At 36.8% G+C, this 19,901-nt stretch carries 16 protein-coding genes and 3 pseudogenes; 2 read left to right on the forward strand and 17 right to left on the reverse strand.

Annotated features, from left to right (window positions below; all coding sequences use genetic code 11):
* Positions 1–43: 43 nt before the first annotated feature.
* Together JCM1039_RS02030 and JCM1039_RS11850 are read right to left on the reverse strand one after the other, a co-directional pair.
* Entirely contained in the window at positions 44–565 is a 522-nt protein-coding gene (locus JCM1039_RS02030) for a VanZ family protein (RefSeq protein WP_025014447.1), read from the reverse strand.
* Between the two features lie 161 nt (positions 566–726).
* Positions 727–882, reverse strand: a complete 156-nt coding sequence (locus tag JCM1039_RS11850) for a type Z 30S ribosomal protein S14 (protein ID WP_081775129.1) — start codon at positions 880–882, stop codon at positions 727–729.
* Between the two features lie 384 nt (positions 883–1,266).
* Between JCM1039_RS11850 and JCM1039_RS10295 the strand changes: the two are divergent.
* Positions 1,267–2,891, forward strand: a pseudogene (locus JCM1039_RS10295) (APC family permease).
* 51 nt (positions 2,892–2,942) lie between these two features.
* Here the strand turns inward: JCM1039_RS10295 and JCM1039_RS10300 are convergent.
* The 4 genes and pseudogenes from JCM1039_RS10300 to JCM1039_RS10305 form a co-directional block, all read right to left on the reverse strand.
* Positions 2,943–3,889 (reverse strand): annotated as a pseudogene (locus tag JCM1039_RS10300) (alpha/beta hydrolase).
* A gap of 140 nt (positions 3,890–4,029) precedes the next feature.
* Complete coding sequence (locus JCM1039_RS02050) at positions 4,030–5,505, reverse strand: glycoside hydrolase family 1 protein (protein WP_025014448.1); 1,476 nt, start codon at positions 5,503–5,505, stop codon at positions 4,030–4,032.
* 82 nt (positions 5,506–5,587) lie between these two features.
* Complete coding sequence (locus JCM1039_RS02055) at positions 5,588–7,579, reverse strand: beta-glucoside-specific PTS transporter subunit IIABC (RefSeq protein ID WP_025014449.1); 1,992 nt, start codon at positions 7,577–7,579, stop codon at positions 5,588–5,590.
* Positions 7,580–7,705: 126 nt separating this feature from the next.
* Positions 7,706–8,545: pseudogene (locus JCM1039_RS10305) on the reverse strand (PRD domain-containing protein).
* Between the two features lie 220 nt (positions 8,546–8,765).
* On the opposite strand from JCM1039_RS10305, the gene JCM1039_RS02065 reads away from it, so the two are divergent.
* On the forward strand, positions 8,766–9,899 hold the full coding sequence (locus JCM1039_RS02065) for a glycerate kinase family protein (protein WP_025014450.1): 1,134 nt from the start codon (positions 8,766–8,768) through the stop codon (positions 9,897–9,899).
* A gap of 23 nt (positions 9,900–9,922) precedes the next feature.
* Here JCM1039_RS02065 and JCM1039_RS02070 read toward each other — a convergent pair whose 3' ends face one another.
* The 11 genes from JCM1039_RS02070 to JCM1039_RS02120 all read right to left on the reverse strand — a co-directional run bounded on the left by JCM1039_RS02070 (position 9,923) and on the right by JCM1039_RS02120 (position 19,861).
* Positions 9,923–10,390: a low molecular weight protein-tyrosine-phosphatase gene (locus JCM1039_RS02070; protein ID WP_025014451.1), complete on the reverse strand. Its 468-nt coding sequence runs from the start codon at positions 10,388–10,390 to the stop codon at positions 9,923–9,925.
* Complete coding sequence (locus JCM1039_RS02075; protein WP_025014452.1) at positions 10,387–11,109, reverse strand: hypothetical protein; 723 nt, start codon at positions 11,107–11,109, stop codon at positions 10,387–10,389. Before JCM1039_RS02075 ends, JCM1039_RS02070 begins: the two co-directional genes overlap by 4 nt.
* Before the next feature lie 20 nt (positions 11,110–11,129).
* Entirely contained in the window at positions 11,130–11,936 is an 807-nt protein-coding gene (locus JCM1039_RS02080; protein ID WP_025014453.1) for a Cof-type HAD-IIB family hydrolase, read from the reverse strand.
* Positions 11,937–11,945: 9 nt separating this feature from the next.
* Positions 11,946–12,761, reverse strand: coding sequence for a Cof-type HAD-IIB family hydrolase (locus JCM1039_RS02085; protein ID WP_025014454.1), 816 nt, complete (start codon positions 12,759–12,761; stop codon positions 11,946–11,948).
* Positions 12,762–12,858: 97 nt separating this feature from the next.
* Positions 12,859–14,214, reverse strand: coding sequence for a phosphoglucosamine mutase (gene glmM, locus JCM1039_RS02090; protein WP_025014455.1), 1,356 nt, complete (start codon positions 14,212–14,214; stop codon positions 12,859–12,861).
* Between the two features lie 28 nt (positions 14,215–14,242).
* Entirely contained in the window at positions 14,243–15,202 is a 960-nt protein-coding gene (locus tag JCM1039_RS02095) for a CdaR family protein (RefSeq protein WP_025014456.1), read from the reverse strand.
* Entirely contained in the window at positions 15,199–16,041 is an 843-nt protein-coding gene (gene cdaA, locus JCM1039_RS02100) for a diadenylate cyclase CdaA (RefSeq protein ID WP_025014457.1), read from the reverse strand. The genes JCM1039_RS02095 and cdaA overlap by 4 nt, the downstream gene beginning before the upstream one ends.
* 38 nt (positions 16,042–16,079) lie before the next feature.
* Entirely contained in the window at positions 16,080–17,153 is a 1,074-nt protein-coding gene (locus JCM1039_RS02105; RefSeq protein ID WP_025014458.1) for an ABC transporter substrate-binding protein, read from the reverse strand.
* Complete coding sequence (locus JCM1039_RS02110; protein ID WP_025014459.1) at positions 17,150–17,965, reverse strand: ABC transporter permease; 816 nt, start codon at positions 17,963–17,965, stop codon at positions 17,150–17,152. Before JCM1039_RS02110 ends, JCM1039_RS02105 begins: the two co-directional genes overlap by 4 nt.
* Positions 17,962–18,774: an ABC transporter permease gene (locus JCM1039_RS02115; RefSeq protein WP_025014460.1), complete on the reverse strand. Its 813-nt coding sequence runs from the start codon at positions 18,772–18,774 to the stop codon at positions 17,962–17,964. Before JCM1039_RS02115 ends, JCM1039_RS02110 begins: the two co-directional genes overlap by 4 nt.
* Positions 18,764–19,861, reverse strand: coding sequence for an ABC transporter ATP-binding protein (locus JCM1039_RS02120; protein WP_081775133.1), 1,098 nt, complete (start codon positions 19,859–19,861; stop codon positions 18,764–18,766). The genes JCM1039_RS02115 and JCM1039_RS02120 overlap by 11 nt, the downstream gene beginning before the upstream one ends.
* Positions 19,862–19,901: the final 40 nt, after the last annotated feature.

A 19,901-nucleotide genomic window follows, 5' to 3' on the forward strand; every position in this document is an offset into this window, starting at 1 on the left:
TATCTTAACTCACAGTACTAAGAAATTCAATGGTGTCAAATATTTAAACTGATTTTTTCTTGGCAAGATGTTTATTCCAAATAAAGAGAATTAGCATTACTAAAAGAATCGCACACAGAGCTCCTGCTCCATCAAGCATTACGTCGTGCACACTAGGAGTACGATCACCTGTTAAAAATTGGTGATATTCATCAAATGCAGCTAATGCAATCGTGATAAACCAAGTTAAAATCGGGGCAACCCATTTAATCTTAAAAATGCGACGCATCCCTAAATAGCCGAAACCACCTAGCAAAAAATAAGAACCAAAGTGTGCCATCTTCCGTAAAACGAATTGAGCAAGCCCAGCTCTGCCGTCTACTTGAACATTATGCACGCGTCCGCCATAAGTAAAATTCCAACCGGCAACAATATTTTCTAACCAGCCAAATCGTTTATTCATGACTCCTTCATGAAGCTCTTGTTGCTGATACGTCATTGAACTTGAAACAAACAGCATCAAGATAACTAAGAAAGCCAACACTAAGAATATTTTTTCCCATTTAGTAAAGTGAAATTCATTCATTAAAATCTTTCCCTATCCAATCTCATTCAGTTTTGTTTTTACTTTACCAAAAATAATGCTGTTAATTTAATAAGAAAAAAATAAATCTTAACAAAAAAGACCCGAATCATCATTCAGGCCTGCTGTAAATTTTACCAACTAGCTTTCTTAACACCAGGAAGTTAACCCTTGTGAGCCAATTCTCTCATGCATTCTCTGCAAAGACCAAATTTACGGTAAACAGAATGTGGTCGACCGCAGCGCTCACAGCGAGTGTATTCTCTAGTTGAAAATTTTGCTACTTTTTTATTACGAATAATTTGTGACGTTTTTGCCATAAAAAACTCTATCTATGCTTTCTAACTCTTTCTACAGCAAGCTTCTTCTCCTTAGTTAAGAAATACAAGCCTACAAAAATAATACCGATTGCAATAAATTGAGCGTTCATTAGCATCCTCCCCTTTCGTTTTCATTTTTATTTTTATTTTTCTTACTTTTGTTAGTTTCATTATGCATACTTACATTAAATAAGTAAAGTTCTAAATCAAAAATGGAAAGCGTTTTACACTGGTCCTAATAGTGATTTGTAGGTAAAATTTATAGTTGTAACAAGAGAGGAGACCGAATGCGCGAAAAATTTAAAAATAAATCGCCGGTATTTTCGTCTATCTAGTGGGAGTAAATAATTTTTAGATTTAGATATAGAGAAGGATGAAAATTACTTGGACGATTTAACATCAACAAATAAAATGAAAGCCATCACTTGGCCTGTTTTGACCTTGATGGCACTTTGTACTGTTATCGGCTTGGACGATATCATGTACAACTTCCAAAACCAAGGGATGCCAGTTATCACCTCTTGGATTATCATGTGTTTGCTTTATGTAACACCTTACTCATTAATGGTAGGACAATTAGGTTCTACGTTTAGTGAAGAAGGTGGTGGACTTTCATCATGGGTTCGCGGTACTGACGGAGAATTTTTAGGTTACTTCACTGCTTGGACATACTGGGCAGCCTCAATTCCTTATGCTGTAGACTCCGCTAACGAAATCATTGTCGATCTAGGTTGGGCATTGACCGGTTCAAAGGGATTCCAAGATAAAATTCCTACTACCATGTTTGCTGCTTTGACTTTCGTTGTGTTCATTGTTTTCATTATCGTTGAACACCACTTTGCCAACTCAATGGAATTCCTTTCCAGTATTGGTGGTGGTTTGATGGTTATTATGACTGTCTTGTTTGTTTTCCTTGCCTTTGTTGGTTTGGCAAAATCAGGCGGTCACATGGCTACCCAACCATTTACTTGGCACACAATCATTCCTAAATTCGACTTGCACTACTGGTCAACCGTCGGAATGTTAATCTATGCCATGAACGGGTGTGAACTGGTTGCACCATATGTAACTAAGATGAAGAAACCTAAGTCAGACTTCCCTAAGGCAATGATTACTTTAGCTATCATGACTGCTTTCTTAACTATCCTTGGTTCATTTGCACTTGGTATCTACTTTGACGCATACCACATTCCAAACGACTTGAAGATGAACGGTGCTTACTACGTATTCGACATGGTTGGTAAACAATTTGGTATGGGTAAATTCTTGCTTTACCTCTGGGCTTGGACATCATTATTGTTCAACTGTGCCTTGGTTGCCGTATTGCTTGATGCCATGACTAGAATGCTTATCTCTGACACTGGTGACAAGTACATGCCTAAGTTCTTACGTAAGAAAGATAAGAACGGCTTGCCAATTAACGGTTACATCTTAACCGTTGCCCTTTCATCATTCATCATGATCTTAGGTATCTTCTTGCCTGACATGAACGACATTTTCAACTGGTTGCTTAACTTGAACTCAATTGTTTCACCAGGTGTTACCTGCTGGATCTTCTATCATTCATGAGAGTAAGAAAGAACTCAAAGAAGTACCCATCAAAATATGTCTACATTAAAAATGATAAACTCGCTTGGCTCGTTGGTCTTGCCTTGTTAGTCGTTACTGCTGTAGCAACTATCCTTGGTTTTGCACCACAAGATGTTAAGCAAGGCAGTGGCCTTTGGTGGTACGAATTGATCATCAATATTGTAGCCGTAATCGTATTAATCGGTTTAGGTGCAATTTTGCCAGGTATTAGACGTCGTGAAGAAGAATACGGTATCGCATTTGATAGATCTCAATGGATTTGGATGGGAATTTTAATTATCGGTTCCATCGTGCTTGACGTATGGCTTGGTAGTACAAAGATTCCTATGAGAATTGCAATGATCATTGTTGAAGCTATTATTGCTTTGATCGCTACTTGGCTTGTTGGTCGCAGAAAACCACAAAACGCTACTAAATAAAATTAACAATCTATAAAATAAGCTAGATCAAATTAATGATCTAGCTTATTTTTATACATATTTATTTAAAAATTGGGTTACACGATATTTATATTCATGCGGATAAGTTTCAAACGAACGTGCATGAGGTGCTTTTTTAGCAATCCATAATTCTTTAGGACCATTAGTAGCTTTGTAATTTTGATAAACCATTTTGGTTGGAACAAAATTATCTTTACCACCATGAATAAACATCATTGGTAATTTATTCTTCTTGAGTTGATTTACTGCAGATGCATCCCCTAAGTAAAAACCAAGGTTAGCTTTGCTTACACCACTCAAAAGGTTAACTGCTCCCTTTGCAACAGCACTAGGCATACTGTATAAGTCTTTTGCCTCATACAAAAATTCCGACTTAACACTAGAATAACCACAATCTTCAACATAAGCCTTAACCTGCTTAGGCATCTTAATTCCACTAGTCATCATTGTGGTTGCGCCACCCATACTTACACCAAAGAGCACAATTTTCTGTTTTTTACCTTTGGTAGCAATGTCCTTTTTAACCCATTTTCTAACATCATATTTTTCAGGCCAGCCATAACCAATGTACTTACCTGACTTTGACCATGAGCACGGGCATCTGGAATTAATACATTATAGCCTAGTTGATGAAACATAGCTGCATATGGCGCCATAGTGTCTTTATTATTGCCGAATCCATGAAGCAATACTGCAGTTTTATTTGAATTCTTTTTTGGAATGTAGTTTGCATCAAGACGGTAATTCGATGTAGCGGACTGCATATGCCAATGCTCTTTTTTAGCCTTAGCATACCATTTCTTATTCTGCGCTAATGGATCTTTCTTTTTCTTGCTTGAATATTTATTTAACACGCTTTTTTCACCTGGTACAAAAGCAACGTTAAAAAAGTATGCTTCTCCCACTCCAATTAAGACAACTAAAACTGCGACAATTATCCCTAATGTCCACCAAACTTTTTTGTGTTTTCTATTCAAAATGTAAACTCCTATATAAAATAATATAGAATTAATTATACGCTTTTGAATTTCATATGGTATATTGATATTTTTTAACAATTATTGCCTATACAAAAAAGAGATGACAATCGTCATCTCTTTTTACTGGAGTCATCTTATTAATCTAAATCTTCACCGTGAGATTCAATTACTTTCTTGTACCAGTAGAATGAATCCTTAGGAATTCTCTTAAGTGAACCTTCACCATTATCGTCACGATCTACATAAATGAATCCGTAACGCTTAGACATTTGACCAGTACCTGCAGATACCAAATCGATACAGCCCCAAGTGGTGTAACCAATCAAATCAACGCCATCGTCGATTGCCTTTTGCATTGCTTCGATGTGTTGACGAAGGTAGTCAATACGATAATCATCATGAATCTTGCCATCGTCAGTAACCTTATCGACAGCACCTAAGCCGTTTTCAACTACCATTACTGGGATTTCATAACGGTCATAGATAACTTCAAGGTAGTATTGCAAACCAGTTGGATCAGTTGCCCAGCCCCATTCTGAGTAGTTCAAGTATGGGTTCTTGGCACCAGCTGCAAAGTTGCCGCCTACCTTATCCTTTACTTCATGAGTAGTTACTACGTTAGACATGTAGTATGAGAAGGTGTACATGTCAACTTTACCTTCTGCCAAATCCTTGCGATCCTGATCAGTAATGTCCAAGTGAACATTGTGTTCATCCCACAAACGCTTAGCAAAGGTTGGATACTTACCTTTACATTGAACATCACCACAATAGAAGATGTTCTTTTCCCAGTCATGACGACACTTCAAAACATCCTTAGGATCTGGAGTCAATGGGTAATCAACGATACCACAAATCATGTTACCTACTACATAGTTTGGATCGATCTCATGAGCTAATTTAACTGCACGAGCACTTGCGACGAATTGGTAGTGAAGCTTTTGGTATGCATGTTGGTAAGCTTCATCTGAGTTATTCTTGTTACCAAACATGTCTAACATCATAACTGCAGTGTTAATTTCGTTAAATGTAAGCCAGTACTTTACCAAGCCTTTGTATTCCTTGAACAAAACCTTAGCATACTTAACGTACATATCAATCATCTTACGGTCTTGCCAGTCATGGTACTTTTCACTTAAGTAAAGTGGATCTTCATAGTGAGAAATCGTAACTAAAGGTTCAATATCGTACTTCTTACATTCTTCAAAGACGCGACGATAGAAGTCGAGGCCTGCTTGATTTGGCTTTTCTTCATCGCCCTTTGGGAAAATTCTAGTCCAGGCAATTGAAAGACGGAATGTCTTAAAGCCCATTTCAGCAAACATCTTAATGTCTTCTTTGTAGTGGTGATAGAAGTCAATCGCTACATGGTTAGGGTAATATTCGTTAGGATCAATTGCACCAACGGCACCTTCTGGAAGACCAGCGCCTGGCATAGTTGGTGACTTACCCAGCTTACCATTTAACTTGTAGGTCAACATTCTAGGATGATCAAGGCTACCTGCAGTAGTAATATCTGTTACTGATAAACCTTTACCATCAACATCATAGGCACCTTCGATTTGGTTGGCAGCTGTTGCACCGCCCCATAAAAAGTTCTTTGGAAATGACATACTTACACTCTTTTCTATACTTTATCTTTTCATTACTCAATACTTATCTTATCTGAAAGCGATTACTTTTGCAAAAAGCTTTTTAATTTAATTGAACTTGACCATTTACAGATACAGCTGCATCCTTTGCTTCAGGAGCATCAAGTTCAAGAACAGCTTGTCCGACTTTTACATTGCCTTGAGCAATTTGCTTAATCTCATCAAAGTCTTTTGAATTAGTTACTACCATAGGAGTAGTTACAGGATAACCAGCTTTTTTAATCAAATCGATATCAAACTTAACTAATGGATCACCTGCTTTAACTTCTTGATCTTTTTCAACTAAAGTATCAAAGCCCTTGCCTTGAAGGTTAACTGTATCCATACCGATGTGCATCAAAATCTCTGCACCAGTTTTAGTCTTCATACCGATTGCGTGACCAGTTTCAAAAGTCATAATAATTTTGCCGTCTGCAGGTGCGTGAAGGCCACCGTCAGTTGGTTCAATAGCAATACCCTTGCCCATTGAACCACTTGAAAATACGTCATCTTTTACTTCTGAAAGTGACATAATCTTACCATTTTCTGGGCTAACTAAAGTAGCAGTAGCAACATCTGGAGTTGCTTGTAAAGCATCATTTACTTCTGCTTTTTCGCTTTGCTTTTTATCGTATTCTGCGTCAACTGACTTTTTACCAAAGAGCATTTGTAATGCAAAACCTACGATGAAGGCAACTACACCGGCAATGATAACACCGATAATTTGAGTCATTGAACCACCCTTGGGGTTAATGTAAGCAGGAATTGCGAAGAAACCCATTGAAGGCAAAATGTATAAAACTGAGTGGAAAGCACCGATGATTGCACCAGAAACGGCACCACCGATACAACTTAAGATAAATGGACGTTTTCTTGGTAAGGTAATACCGTAAATAGCTGGTTCAGTGACACCAAGGAATCCTGAGAAGAAGGCACCAGTAGCAGTTTCCTTAAGCTTCTTATCTTTAGTTTGTTTAATAATTGCCAAAACAACACCGATTTGTGCGTAGCAGACCATGCAAGTCATACCTAAAATTGGATCGTAACCAAGAGCAGCTAAGTCAGCTGTAGTTACAGCAACGATACCCCAGTGAACACCGAAGATAACCAATACTTGCCAAAGTCCACCAAGAAGTAAACCAGCAATAATTGGACTAAAGTGGTAGATACCTGACATCACAGCACCAATTGCATCCCCAACCCAAGTCATTACAGGACCGATTACAATAAAAGCAATTGGTAAAGTAATCAACATGGTAACTACTGGTACCAAGAACATTTGAACAACGGATGGAATCCATTTCTTTGACCAGTGTTCAATAATTGAGGCAAACCAAACTGCGAACAATACTGGCAAAACAGTTGAAGTGTAGTTCATTGTGATTACTGGAATGCCAAAGAAAGTGGTGTGAATTTGTGAAGCAAATGGAGTTCCAGCAAATAATGTACCTAAAACAGTCTTACTTGCTGCTAATTGCACCATCGTTGGATAAGTTAATGTGGCACCAATTGCCAAACCAATGAATCGATTCATATGGAATCTTCTAGCGGCAGTTACACCTAAGAAAATTGGTAAGAAGTAGAAAATACTGTCACCAATTGCATACAAGATTTGATATGCACCGGATTTTGTTGAAAGCCAGCCCATAGCGGCTGCTAAAACAACTAAACCTTTGATAATACCTCCGGCACTAAGTGGAGCCAAGATATCGGTAAAGATTCCTGAAATCAAAGCTACAGCTTTATCAACAAAACTAGAGTTGTCATCTTCACCATAATCATCAGGTACTTCGCCACCGCCTGAGAAGCCGCCTTCTTTTAAGACCGCATCATAGACATCGGCAACTTCATTTCCGATAACTACTTGGTATTGTCCACCAGCCTTAACAACTGTTACAACACCATCAGTGTTCTTTAAGGCATCATCGTCAGCCTTCTTTTCATCTTTCAACTTAAAACGTAAACGTGTGGCACAGTGCACAACGCTGTTAACATTATCTTTGCCACCAAAATCTTTAATGATGGTCTTAGCTAATTGATCATAGTTCTTGGCCATGATTCTTCCTTCTCAAAATAAAAACCCAAGCTACTCAAAAACTAGAGAACACAAAAGCGCTCAACGTTTTTCAGTAACTAGGGTTCATGCCTAATTCTCTTAGTAACATACCTAAGTTAATAGATATTATTTTTCTTGTCTTGATGTCACTCTAAAAATATGTAACTCCAAATAAAATTTATCGTCTGAATCTAATGTCCAGCCCATCTTTGAATGTAAGTAAGTCGCAAATCGTTCCGCTGTATCATAAGCTTTATTGTATTTAACCTTCATAGACGATAATAATGAAGGATCAAGCTTGGGATTTTGATTAGTTTCTTTTCTAAGCAATCTAACTAATAATATCCGCAAGTGAGTGATAAAACGGCTATAGTTAAAGGAACTCGTATCTAAGGTAAGATTATATTGAAATTGAATAATACTAATAATGCCACTGATCAAATTAGTGATCTGCATTGTTTCCTGTACTTGCGCATCATTAGAGGCTGCGTTAACTAAGTGATAGGTCATAAATGTCGTTTCACTTTTTGGTAATTTAACGTTTAACTCTCTATTGATTAACGCGATTACTTTTTCAGAAATTGCATATTCCTTTGGAAACTAATTCTTAACTTCCCAGTCATTATTTACCGGGTCAATATCAATATGATCATTAATTCTTGTTACAGCAAAATCAATGTGATCGGCTAAAGCCAAGTATTGATAATCTGAGAACTTAGTTTGTAAAAGCGGTTCAACCATCTTCACAATTTGATTAGTTACATCAATTGTCTGTGGTCGAAAACTTTTAACTCGCTTTATTTCATCTGACTGCTCAGTTGTCACAAAACAACGTTCAATTTTTGATTAATCAACATCTTGGCCTTTTTTAAGGCCAAATCCAATTCCCTTATCTAGAACTATCTTTTCTGTGCCATCATCCTCTACTAATACAGCACTATTGTTAAATGCTTTAAGAAATTTCACCACGAATCACCTTAATCCTCTGAGCTATAAAAAAAGCTACTACAAATAAGATTATACACTAAACGTATACTAGCTTATTAGTAGTAGCTAAGACCTGATCGAATCAGTAATCCGCTCACTTACAGTTGTTATAATAGCTAGTTTTGTAAGCGGTGTCAATAATTATTTTATAAAAAATGAAAATGCTTTAAAATAGAGAAAAAACAGCAAGGAGAACATAATGAAATTCGTATTAGCACCTGATTCATTTAAAGAAAGCATGACAGCTAAGGAAGTTTGTCAGGCAATGGAAAAAGGGATAAAAAAAGTATTACCCGACACAAACATAATCTCTGTACCAATGGCTGATGGTGGCGAAGGTACAATGGATTCTTTAGTAGACGCAACTAATGGTAAAAAATATGCGGTTAAAGTCACTGGTCCACTAGGCAAACAAGTAACAGCACATTATGGTATTTTAGGCGATCAAAAAACTGCAATTATCGAAATGGCAGAAGCAAGTGGCCTTTCCTATGTACCTAAAGAAAATAGAACTCCAGAAACGATCAAAAAGACAACTACTTTTGGTACAGGCGAGTTAATCAATGCTGCTTTAGAATACAACGTTTCTAGAATTATTATTGGTCTTGGCGGTAGTAGCACCAATGATGGCGGTAGTGGTATGGCTCAAGCAATCGGTGTTAAATTCTTGAATCATGACGATCATGAAATCACTCAAAAATTAGGTGGTGGCGATTTAAAACAAATTACCAGAGTCGACACAAGAGGTATTAATCCTAAAATTAAAAATACTGAATTTTTACTCGCTAGTGACGTAACCAATCCCCTTACTGGCTCCAATGGTGCTTCCTATGTCTTTGGTCCCCAAAAAGGCGCAGATCAAGCAACAGTTAAAGAATTAAACGAAAACTTAGCCCACTACGCTACAATTATTGGTAAAAACATAGCTAAAATTCCTGGTAGCGGTGCAGCTGGCGGACTAGGCGCAGGCCTTTTAGCTTTTACTCATGCCAAAATTCATCCAGGTGTCAAACTGGTCGCAAATGAAGTTCATTTAGCTGAAAAGATAAAAGATGCAGACTATGTCTTTACAGGCGAAGGCGGAACCGATTTTCAAACTCAATTCGGTAAAACACCATATGGAGTAGCTCAAATAGCTAAAAAATATGATGTGCCTGTTATCTCACTTGCTGGTTATATTGGTAAAGGCATTGATCAACTTTATGATAAAGGCTTCACGGCCATTTTTGGTATTCTAGCTAAAGCCGAAAATATCGATCAGGCTTTAAAAGATGGACCGCAAAATGTGGAACGAACTACTGAAAATATTGTTCGTTTGATTGTAAAAAAATAAAGATGAGCTAACGCTCATCTTTTTTATTTATCTTCGTCTTCTTTTAACTTCTTAATTAATCCTTCGCATCCCTTATAAATCTCTTGATATGCTGTATCAAAATCATTAGTGTACCAAGGATCATCTACATCATTATATGAACCAGCAAATTCCAATATCTTATGCTCTTTTCTTTGAGCATCCCCACCGGTAATGCGATTCATATCAGCGAAGTTTTCTTCATCCATACAAATTAAATATTCATATTGGTCATAATCTTTAGATGTCATTTGACTTGCACGATGTCCGCGATCATAAGGCATTCTATTCTTTTCAAGTTCTCGTTGAGCACGAGGATCAATTCCCATGCCTAATGCATCTTGAGTCGTAGCCTTGGATTCTGCAACATACTTATCTTCCAAGCCATTTTGCTTAATTAGATATTGCATAATTGCTTCTGCCATAGGTGAGCGACAAATATTACCATGACAAACAAAGAGAATTTTTTTCATTTCTTATCCTTCACTTCTTTCGTTAATTTTAAAAGAATTGGCCATAATACTGTAGTTGCTAGACCAACTATTAAACCAATCCATACGCCTTGAGATAGTGTTACGTTAATTCCGCTGTATACATTAGTCTGCAAGACATTAGTAATATCATTTGCGGCAATCCATAAAGCCATAAATGAACCAACCGATGCAATTGCTAGCGGAACCGACGCTGATGCTCGGCCAAAAATTATCAAAATTGCGGCCAATAGGAACAATAAAGCAACCGCAAAGATCGAGTACTCATAAATAGAGATCGCATGGTAAACCTGATCAGATTTTTCCTTTAGCTTATGGTTGATCTGCTTAACCATATATTCATTAATAATTTCTTCTAGCCTAGTTTTACTAGATAAATTAAGATCTTTAGGCGTTAATTTACCTTTATCATTATATTTTTCGCATACCTGATATAAATCCGCATAAGACATTTCTATCTTGTACTTTTTAGGCAATTGCTTTAATAGAGTTTGCTCTAAACCAGAAGCTTCTAAAAATCTAACCCCTTCTTTTAAATTGGGATTATCTGAATCAGAAACAACTCGATTAATAACTTCCTTACCCATTGCCTGCGTATCATTAATTTTCAAACTGATTACGCTAGTCAATAACAAGAAAAAAGAAACTGCCGTACAAATTATCATAAGTACACGCAAAATAATCTTTTTCATATTTTTCATCTAATGTTCTTTTCTAAAATTTAAAAAATAAACTTATCAATTGCATAAGCTATACCAGCTTCATCGTTGGTCTTGGTAACAAAATCAGCTTTATCTTTGATTTCATCAATAGCGTTGTCCATTGCAATTTTCTTAAAATCAGTATTTTGGAACATTGACATATCATTGCCTTGGTCGCCAAAAATCATGACTTCATTATCTTTAATGCCTAATTTTTGTGCTAATTGATGAATTCCTTTCCCCTTTGAAGCTTCAAGCTTATTTATTTCTAAAATCATCGGATCACTACGCGCAACATTATAAACTTTTAGCCACTCAGGAATATTCTTTTCCAAGCGATCTAATTTATCTTTAGGGCCAGTATATTCAGTCTTAATAAATTGAAAATCAGCTGGTACTTCATCAAAATCCTTAACTACAAAAGGTGTTCCACTAACAGCAGACATTGCTGCCATTCTAACGGATAATCTTCTATCTAGAGTCCAATAATCATGTTCCTTCATAAAATGAAGATTAATTCCTGGATTCTGCTTCTGCAACTGAATAAATTTTCTAAACTCATCATAATTAAATTGATGACTAATCAAGACATTACCAGAAATAGATTGAACTAAACCACCGTTATAAAGTACCGCATAGTTCTCATCACCAGTAATTCCTAATTCTTCCATATAAGGAATAACTCCAGGTAAAGGTCTGCCGGATGCTGGTACAATTTTTATTCCAGCTTCATCTGCTTTCTTTAAGGCTCTTTTAGTTTCTTCGCCAATCTGATTATCTGATTGTAAAAGAGTACCGTCCATGTCGACTGCAATTAATTTAATCATTTTTTATTCCTACAAAACAAACTTCTTAACGGCCTTGGCAATACCATTATGATCATTATCGTCAGTTACATAATCGGCTCTTTCTTTAATATCACTGATTGCATTGCCCATTGCAATTTTCTTAAAGTTAGGATTTTCAAACATTGATAAATCGTTACCTTGATCACCGAAGACCATCACATCTTTTTGATTAACTTTAAGACGTGATGCTAAATCCATCAAGGCATTACCCTTTGAAGCACCTAAGCCATTCAACTCAATAATGCTATCAAAACTACGTACGATATCATAAGAATCAAATGCCCATGATGGGAAACTGTTCCACAACTTATCAACTTGGTCGTCACCTTCAACAGAAGTGAAACCTACTTTATTAAAAGTAAAATCTTGCGGAATATCCTTACGATCTCTAACCTTGATTATGTTGTTAGTCAAAGCTGCATTAATTTGCATTTGAACAGATAGATCATGGTCGCAGGTTAAGAAGTACTTAGTAGTTTCAAAATGAACATCAACATGACTTAAACGTTGGAAACGAAGCATATTATTAAAATCTTGATAGTTAAGTTCCTGACTCATCAATACACGACCAGCAAGACTTTGAACTACTGCACCATTAAACACGATCGCATATTGATCATCACCAGATAAACCTAATTGTCGTGTAAATGGCAAAGTACCTGAAAGTGGTCTACCAGTTGCCAAAACAACCTTTATGCCATTTTCAGCTGCAACACGCAAAACTCGTGCCGTTTCAGGCAGAATAACATTACCACTCGATAATAAAGTTCCGTCCAAATCAACTGCAATTATTTTTATTGCCATTTTTATTCCCCCTCAACCTTTAAAATCGTACATATTTAATTATACAAAAAGCCGTGAGCTAACTCACGACTTTTTGTTTATAGGTATTTTTGTTTAATTATTTGTTACCCATTTCTTTTTCAACAACCTTAACGATACGGTTTACGTATTCGTCAGTTTCTTCTTGAGTTGGGCCTTCTGCCATAACTCTAAGAAGGGCTTGAGTACCTGAAGGACGAACAAGTACACGACCGTTGCCGTCCATGTCCTTTTCTACTTCAGCGATTACATCAAGGATTGGTTGGTGTTCCTTCCAGCTATTCTTATCTGCTACTGGAACGTTAACCAAGCATTGTGGGTAGTCCTTGAAGTCCTTCAAAAGTTCGCTCAATGCCTTGCCAGTCTTCTTCATAACTAACATCAAGTGAAGACCAGTAAGCATACCGTCACCAGTGTTGTGGTAGTCGCTCATAATAACGTGGCCTGATTGTTCACCACCAAGGTTATAGCCGTGTGCACGCATTTTTTCTGAAACGTAACGGTCACCAACTTGGGTACGAACATTCTTAAGGCCTTCTTTTTCCAAAGCCTTAGTGAAACCAAGGTTGCTCATTACAGTAGTAACAATAGTGTCCTTCTTAAGACGACCGTGTTCAGCTAAGTATGAACCAATTACGTACATAATGTGGTCACCGTCAACTTCGTTACCGTTTTCGTCAACAGCGATACAACGGTCAGCGTCACCGTCAAATGCTAAACCAAGTTGAGCACCTTGCTTAACAACTTCTTTTTGCAAGTTTTCAGTGTGAGTAGCACCACAGTGGTCGTTAATGTTTAAGCCATTTGGATGGGTGTAAATAGTAGTAAAGTCAACGCCACAGTCAGCAAACAATCTTGAAATAAGAGCACTTGAAGCACCGTTGGCACCGTCAATAACAACCTTAATGCCACCTAAATCTTCTGGAATGGTGTTTTCGATAAATTGTAAGTACTTAGCGCTACCTTCGTGGAAGTCAGTAACAGTACCCAAACCTTCTGCAGATGGACGAGGAAGCTTGTCTTCCTTAGCATCGATTAATTTTTCGATTTCGCCTTCCATTTCATCTGAAAGCTTCAAACCATCGCTACCAAAAAACTTGATACCGTTGTCTTCTACTGGGTTGTGAGAAGCAGAAATTTGTACACCTGCATCTGCACCTTGTGCACGAACTAAGTATGAAAGACCTGGGGTAGTAATTACGCCAACTTCAAGAACTTCAATACCAACTGAAAGAAGACCTGAAATAAGTGCGTATTCAAGCATTTGACCAGAAATACGAGTATCACGAGAAACTAATACTTTAGCTTGTTCGCCATCTTTTTTATTCTTGGTTAAAACATAACCACCGTCACGACCTAATTTAAAGGCCATTTCTGGAGTTAAGCCTTGATTTGCTACGCCACGAACACCATCAGTTCCAAAATATTTTAACATCTAATAAACAACCTTTCTTGCTATCTTATTAATTGCTTGCGTCCTTTACCTTAATGGAAATTTGTACTTCCGCAGGATCAGCTCTTGCAACTCCCTTAGGCAATACTAAAGGATAATTCCTTACAGTTGATGAATCAATTCCCTTTAAATCTACATCTACATTTAATTGGTTGATTTTTGCTAAAACAGATTTCTTCCCATATAAAGTTACCTGATCATTTTTAGCTGTCACTGAATAAACCTTATTATTCTTTTCATTCTTCGGTCTTAAATTCAACTTAACAGTTTTCTTTGATAGTGAAACAGGAAGTCTTACATTTGCAGTTGAAGGAGTAATAACGGCATTCAATTGCCTACCCTTACTATCTTCAGCTACCAGAATCACTTGTCTTTGATAAGAGTGATTAATACCATTAGGGAGCGGAAGCTTAGCAACAATTTGATCAATCTGGTTTACTTCGCCCTTAGCACCTGTTACTTCAACTTTTTGTGGGTCAACTGTGGCTGTTCCAACATTATATCCATTTGCAACAGCATTTTTATTATACTCTATTTGAACAGGCATGGTACGGGATTTTCTTCGTTCAATATCCACGTTAACCGTTGCCGGATTAATCGTATATGATAACTGACTATTAAGTCCAGTAACTTGAACTCGGACGGTCTGCTTACCTATTTTTTTATGAGTCAAATCAATATAAGCTCTGAAACTCTGAGTATTAACCGTTGAGGTAACCAATGCATTTGATCCTTCCAAAGTGATCTTCACCTTTTCTGGATAGCCAACAACATAAAACTTGTCAGTATCGATTGAAACCTGCAAAGGTACGCTGATTGTTTGAGTTTCATTAGCAGTCTGCTTTGTTTTTCTAGACTCGCCCTGTGTCACAAAACCAGTTTGAGTTGAATCAATGTAAATTACTAATAAAATTGCAAATAACAGTGAGACCACTTTAATAAACCAACGTTTATTCCAAAAATCTTTCATCGGTCTGCACCCCATTTCCAAACTTTATTAATTACACGCTTATACCAAGGAATTTTCTTTTCTTCTTTAGGAACCAATTGAGCATTGAGATATTTCAAATATTCATCTCGTGAAAGGTCCAAAAGGAAACGTCCATTCTTAGTAATTGTTACACCACCGGTTTCTTCGGAAACAACAATGGTAACTGCATCCGTTACTTCGGAAATTCCGACCGCAGCCCTGTGTCTTGTCCCTAGTCGCTTAGGAATCATGCTGTTATCGGACAGAGGCAAATAAGCAGCGGCTACAGCGATGCGATTATTATTGATAATTACCGCACCATCGTGTAAAGGAGTGTTTGGAATGAAAATATTGATTAATAATTCTCCAGTAATATCTGCATCCAGCTTGATACCAGTTTCAATATAATCATCCAATCCCGTATCCTGTTGAATCGTGATCAAAGCACCGATTCGTCTTTTTGACATGTATTGAATGGCCTTATCCAATTCTTTTACCATCTTTACTGATTGATCATGTGGACTTTCACCGCGTCCGTTAAAGATTGGGGTTCGACCTAAACGCTCCAGCCCTCTACGGATTTCAGGCTGAAAGATTACAATAATTCCGATTACTGCCCACGAAACAATTTGATCAACGATATAGGTTACGGCATGCAATTGAAGCAGGCCAGCAACAATTCTAACGATGAAGATAAAGACAATACCTTTTGCTAGCTGAACTGCTTTAGTACCACGAATCATCATAATCAAGCGGTAAACTAAATACCAAATGATTAAGACATCTAAGGCTATTGATAAATTGTTCCAGGTAAATAGATTAGAAACATCAAAATGCATTGAAAACTCCTTTCTTCTTTAATTATAACGAACCTCTTTTATCGTGCATACATTTTAAATTCCAAAAATAAATCATTATATTCTTGTGTCTTTTTTGGACCTAAATCTTTAAAGACTTGTAAATGCCGTAAAGTGGTTTGATCAGGATAAAATTGACGATCTTCTCTAATATATTTAGGCAACAACTTTTGTGCAGCTACATTTGGTGTGGCATAGCCAACATATCGTGCATTTTGTGCTGCATTTTTAGGTTCTAGCATGAAGTTAATAAACTCGAATGCTGCTTTCTTATTTTTAGCAGTTTTAGGTACAACAAAGTTATCAAACCACAAGTTTGAGCCTTCCTTTGGCACTACATAGTGCAAATGAGAATTACTTTCCATCATTTCGTATGCTTCACCTGACCAGGTAACGCCAATAGCTGCTTCATTTTGAATCATATACATTCTCATTTCATCTGAGATAATCGCCTTAATATTTGGACCGAGACCATCTAATTTAGTTTGCGCTAAATGCAATTTCATGCTGCTGGTCGTGTTCATTGAATAACCTAATGATACTAATGACATCCCCATTGCATCCCTAGCCGAATCAACTAACAAGATTTGATGATGATATTTCTTTGACCAAAGGTCATTCCAGTTTTTAATTGCGCCTTTTTTAACAAATTTATCGTTATAGACGATGCCCAATGTCCCCCAGAAATAAGGAACTGAGTAATCATTTTCCGCATCAAATGACTTATGCAAAAAACTCTTGCCAATATATTTCATATTAGGGATTTTTTGCTTATTCAATCGATCAAGCAAATGTGCCTTACGCATTTTGGTAACCATATATTCAGACGGAATAGTTAAATCATATGCAGTGCCACCCTGCTTGATCTTGGTATACATAGCTTCGTTTGAATCAAACGTTTCATAAACTACGTGATAGCCTGATTGCTTTTCAAATTTTTTAATCAACTTAGGATCTAGATAATCACCCCAGTTATAAATGATCAAGCTTTGTTTCTTACCCTCAGCAGTTGGTTTTTCTAGATGGTTAGCAAGTCCAGCAAGACCTAAACAAACTAAGAGAATTGAAATGATTGCAATGAAAATCTTTTTCATTTAACCAATCCTCCTATCACTCTATGATTCTTGCGTCTGCTTTTTTTAGTAGTAATGAAATAATAAATTCCTACCAGTATCAATACGAATAAAAACATCACCGTACTTAAAGCGTTAATTTCCAAATCGATCCCTTGACGTGCTCTTGAATAAATTTCTACAGACAAAGTTGAAAAACCATTACCAGTAACAAAGAATGTTACGGCAAAGTCATCTAGCGAATATGTCAATGCCATAAACATACCTGAGAAAATCCCTGGCATAATTGCTGGAATCAACACATTGCTAAATACTTGCCATGAATTGGCGCCTAGGTCACGTGCAGCATCAATTAAAGACATATCCATTTCATTAAGTCGCGGTAAAACCATTAAAACCACGATTGGAATTGAGAAAGCGATATGGCTAAGTAAAACTGAGCCAAAGTTTAAACCAATACCTAATGCAGTAAAGAAGATCAAAAAACTAGCACCAATGATTACATCTGGCGATACCATCAATACATTATTCAAAGCTAAAGTAGTTTTCTTATGCGATTCTTTTTTCATACCGCTAATTGCAATAGCACCAAAAGTACCAATAATAGTTGCAATTAAACTAGAAAGAAGTGCAAGCAAAATTGTTTCTAAAAAGATGGCTAGTAAACGATTGTCTTGGAACAGTGTTTGATAATGAGCAAAAGTGAAATGCTCAAACTTGTTCATATTCTTTCCGCTAGAAAAAGAAAAGTAAATCAAGTAAAAAATAGGAACATAAAGCAAGACAAGCGTTAAAGACAAGTAGACTCTAGCAATTAAATGTCTGTTTCTCATAAGTCAACCTTCTTTCTTCTAGCTTTTCTGCTGGTAATCAGCATTACAATTACCATTAACACTATCAAAATTACGCCGATTGTGGCACCCATGTTCCAGTTCATCGTGGTCATAAAGTACTCTTCAATTGCCGTACCTAAAGTAATAACACGGTTACCACCAATCAATCTAGTCAACATGAATAGTGACAACGATGGAATAAAGATCGCCTGTACGCCGCTTTCTACGCCCGGACGAGATAATGGCCATAGCACATATCTAAATGTTTGCCAGCGACTTGCACCCAAATCTTCTGAAGCTTGAATAACTGCAGGATTGATTTCTTTAATGGCATTAAAAATTGGCAAAATCATAAACGGAATTTCAATATAAGTTGCTACAAAGATAAAGGCAAAATCCGTAAACAAAATATTTACAGGTCCAATTCCAAATAAATGCAAGAATTGGTTAACTAAACCGTTATTACCTAAAATTCCAATAAAAGCATAGGCTTTAAGAAGCAAATTAATCCAAGTCGGCAAAATAATCAAAAGTAGCCACAGCTGCTGATTTTTCATTTTAGTCAAAAAGTATGCCGCAGGATAGGATATTACCAAAGTAAGCAGAGTGATCAGCATAGCATACCAAAATGAATTGATCATCATGCGCAGAAAGGTACCATTTCTAAAAAAGACTACATAATTATTTAAAGTAAAACTTCGATTACTATCAGTAAATGAATACCATAGAATCAATAGAATCGGCAGAATTACGAATAGAAAAATCCATAATAGATAAGGAATTAAAAATAAAGCTTTTCTAGTCCTCATTTTCATCCCCCTCATACTTCTCAATTCTGGCGTCGAAATCTTCTTGACTTTCATTAAGCCGCATTACGTGGATATCTTCCGGGTCGAAGAATAAACCTATTCTCTGCCCCAGCTTTACGCCATTAGTTGAATGAATCAGCCATTCATTTTCATTGGCATCAATTGCCTTAATTTCGAAGTGGTCACCTAGGAATAATTGCGTCTGTGCTGTAACAACAAGCTTACCCTTCTCTGGATCAACAATATCTAAATCTTCTGGTCGAATTACCACTTCCACCTTTTCGTTAGGTTTAATCCCACCATCAGCACATTTGAATTTATTATTAGCAAATTCTACCTCGTAGTCCTTGATCATACGACCAGGCAAAATATTAGAGTCGCCAATAAAGCGAGCAACAAAATCATTAACTGGCTCATCATAAATGGCTACTGGACTACCACTTTGTTGAATCTTGCCATCGTTTAAAACGAAAATTTCGTCACTCATTGAAAGAGCTTCTTCTTGATCGTGCGTAACAAAGATAAAAGTGATTCCCAACTTCTTTTGAATTGCTCTTAATTCAAACTGCATGTCCTTACGCAATCTTTTATCCAAGGCAGACAATGATTCATCAAGCAAAAGAACTTTAGGTTCATTAACTATTGCCCGAGCAATAGCTACACGCTGTTGCTGACCACCACTAAGCTCAGAGATTTCACGATTGGCGTAACCATCCAGTCGTACCATGTGCAAGGCATCCTTCACTGCTGGCTTAATCTCATTCATTGGCTTCTTTTTGATTTTCAAACCAAATGCCACGTTTTCAAAAACGTTCAAATGTGGAAAGAGCGCATAATTCTGGAAAACTGTGTTAATGTGTCTTTTTGCTGCATCTAGGTCAGTAATATCTTTTCCATCAAAATAGACTTTTCCTTCAGTAGGTTGACTAAAGCCAGCTATAATACGCAAAATTGTAGACTTGCCTGAACCACTGGGACCAAGCAATGAATAGAATTTACCTGATTCAATTGTTAGATTTATATCCTTAAGTGCAACAAAACCATCATCATATTGTTTGGTAATATGCTTTAACTTAATAATATCCATATCCATTTCCATCCCCATAAAAAATAGCCACAAGCTTTGC

The sequence above is a fragment of the Lactobacillus kitasatonis DSM 16761 = JCM 1039 genome, assembly GCF_000615285.1.
GTDB classification, from domain to species: domain Bacteria; phylum Bacillota; class Bacilli; order Lactobacillales; family Lactobacillaceae; genus Lactobacillus; species Lactobacillus kitasatonis.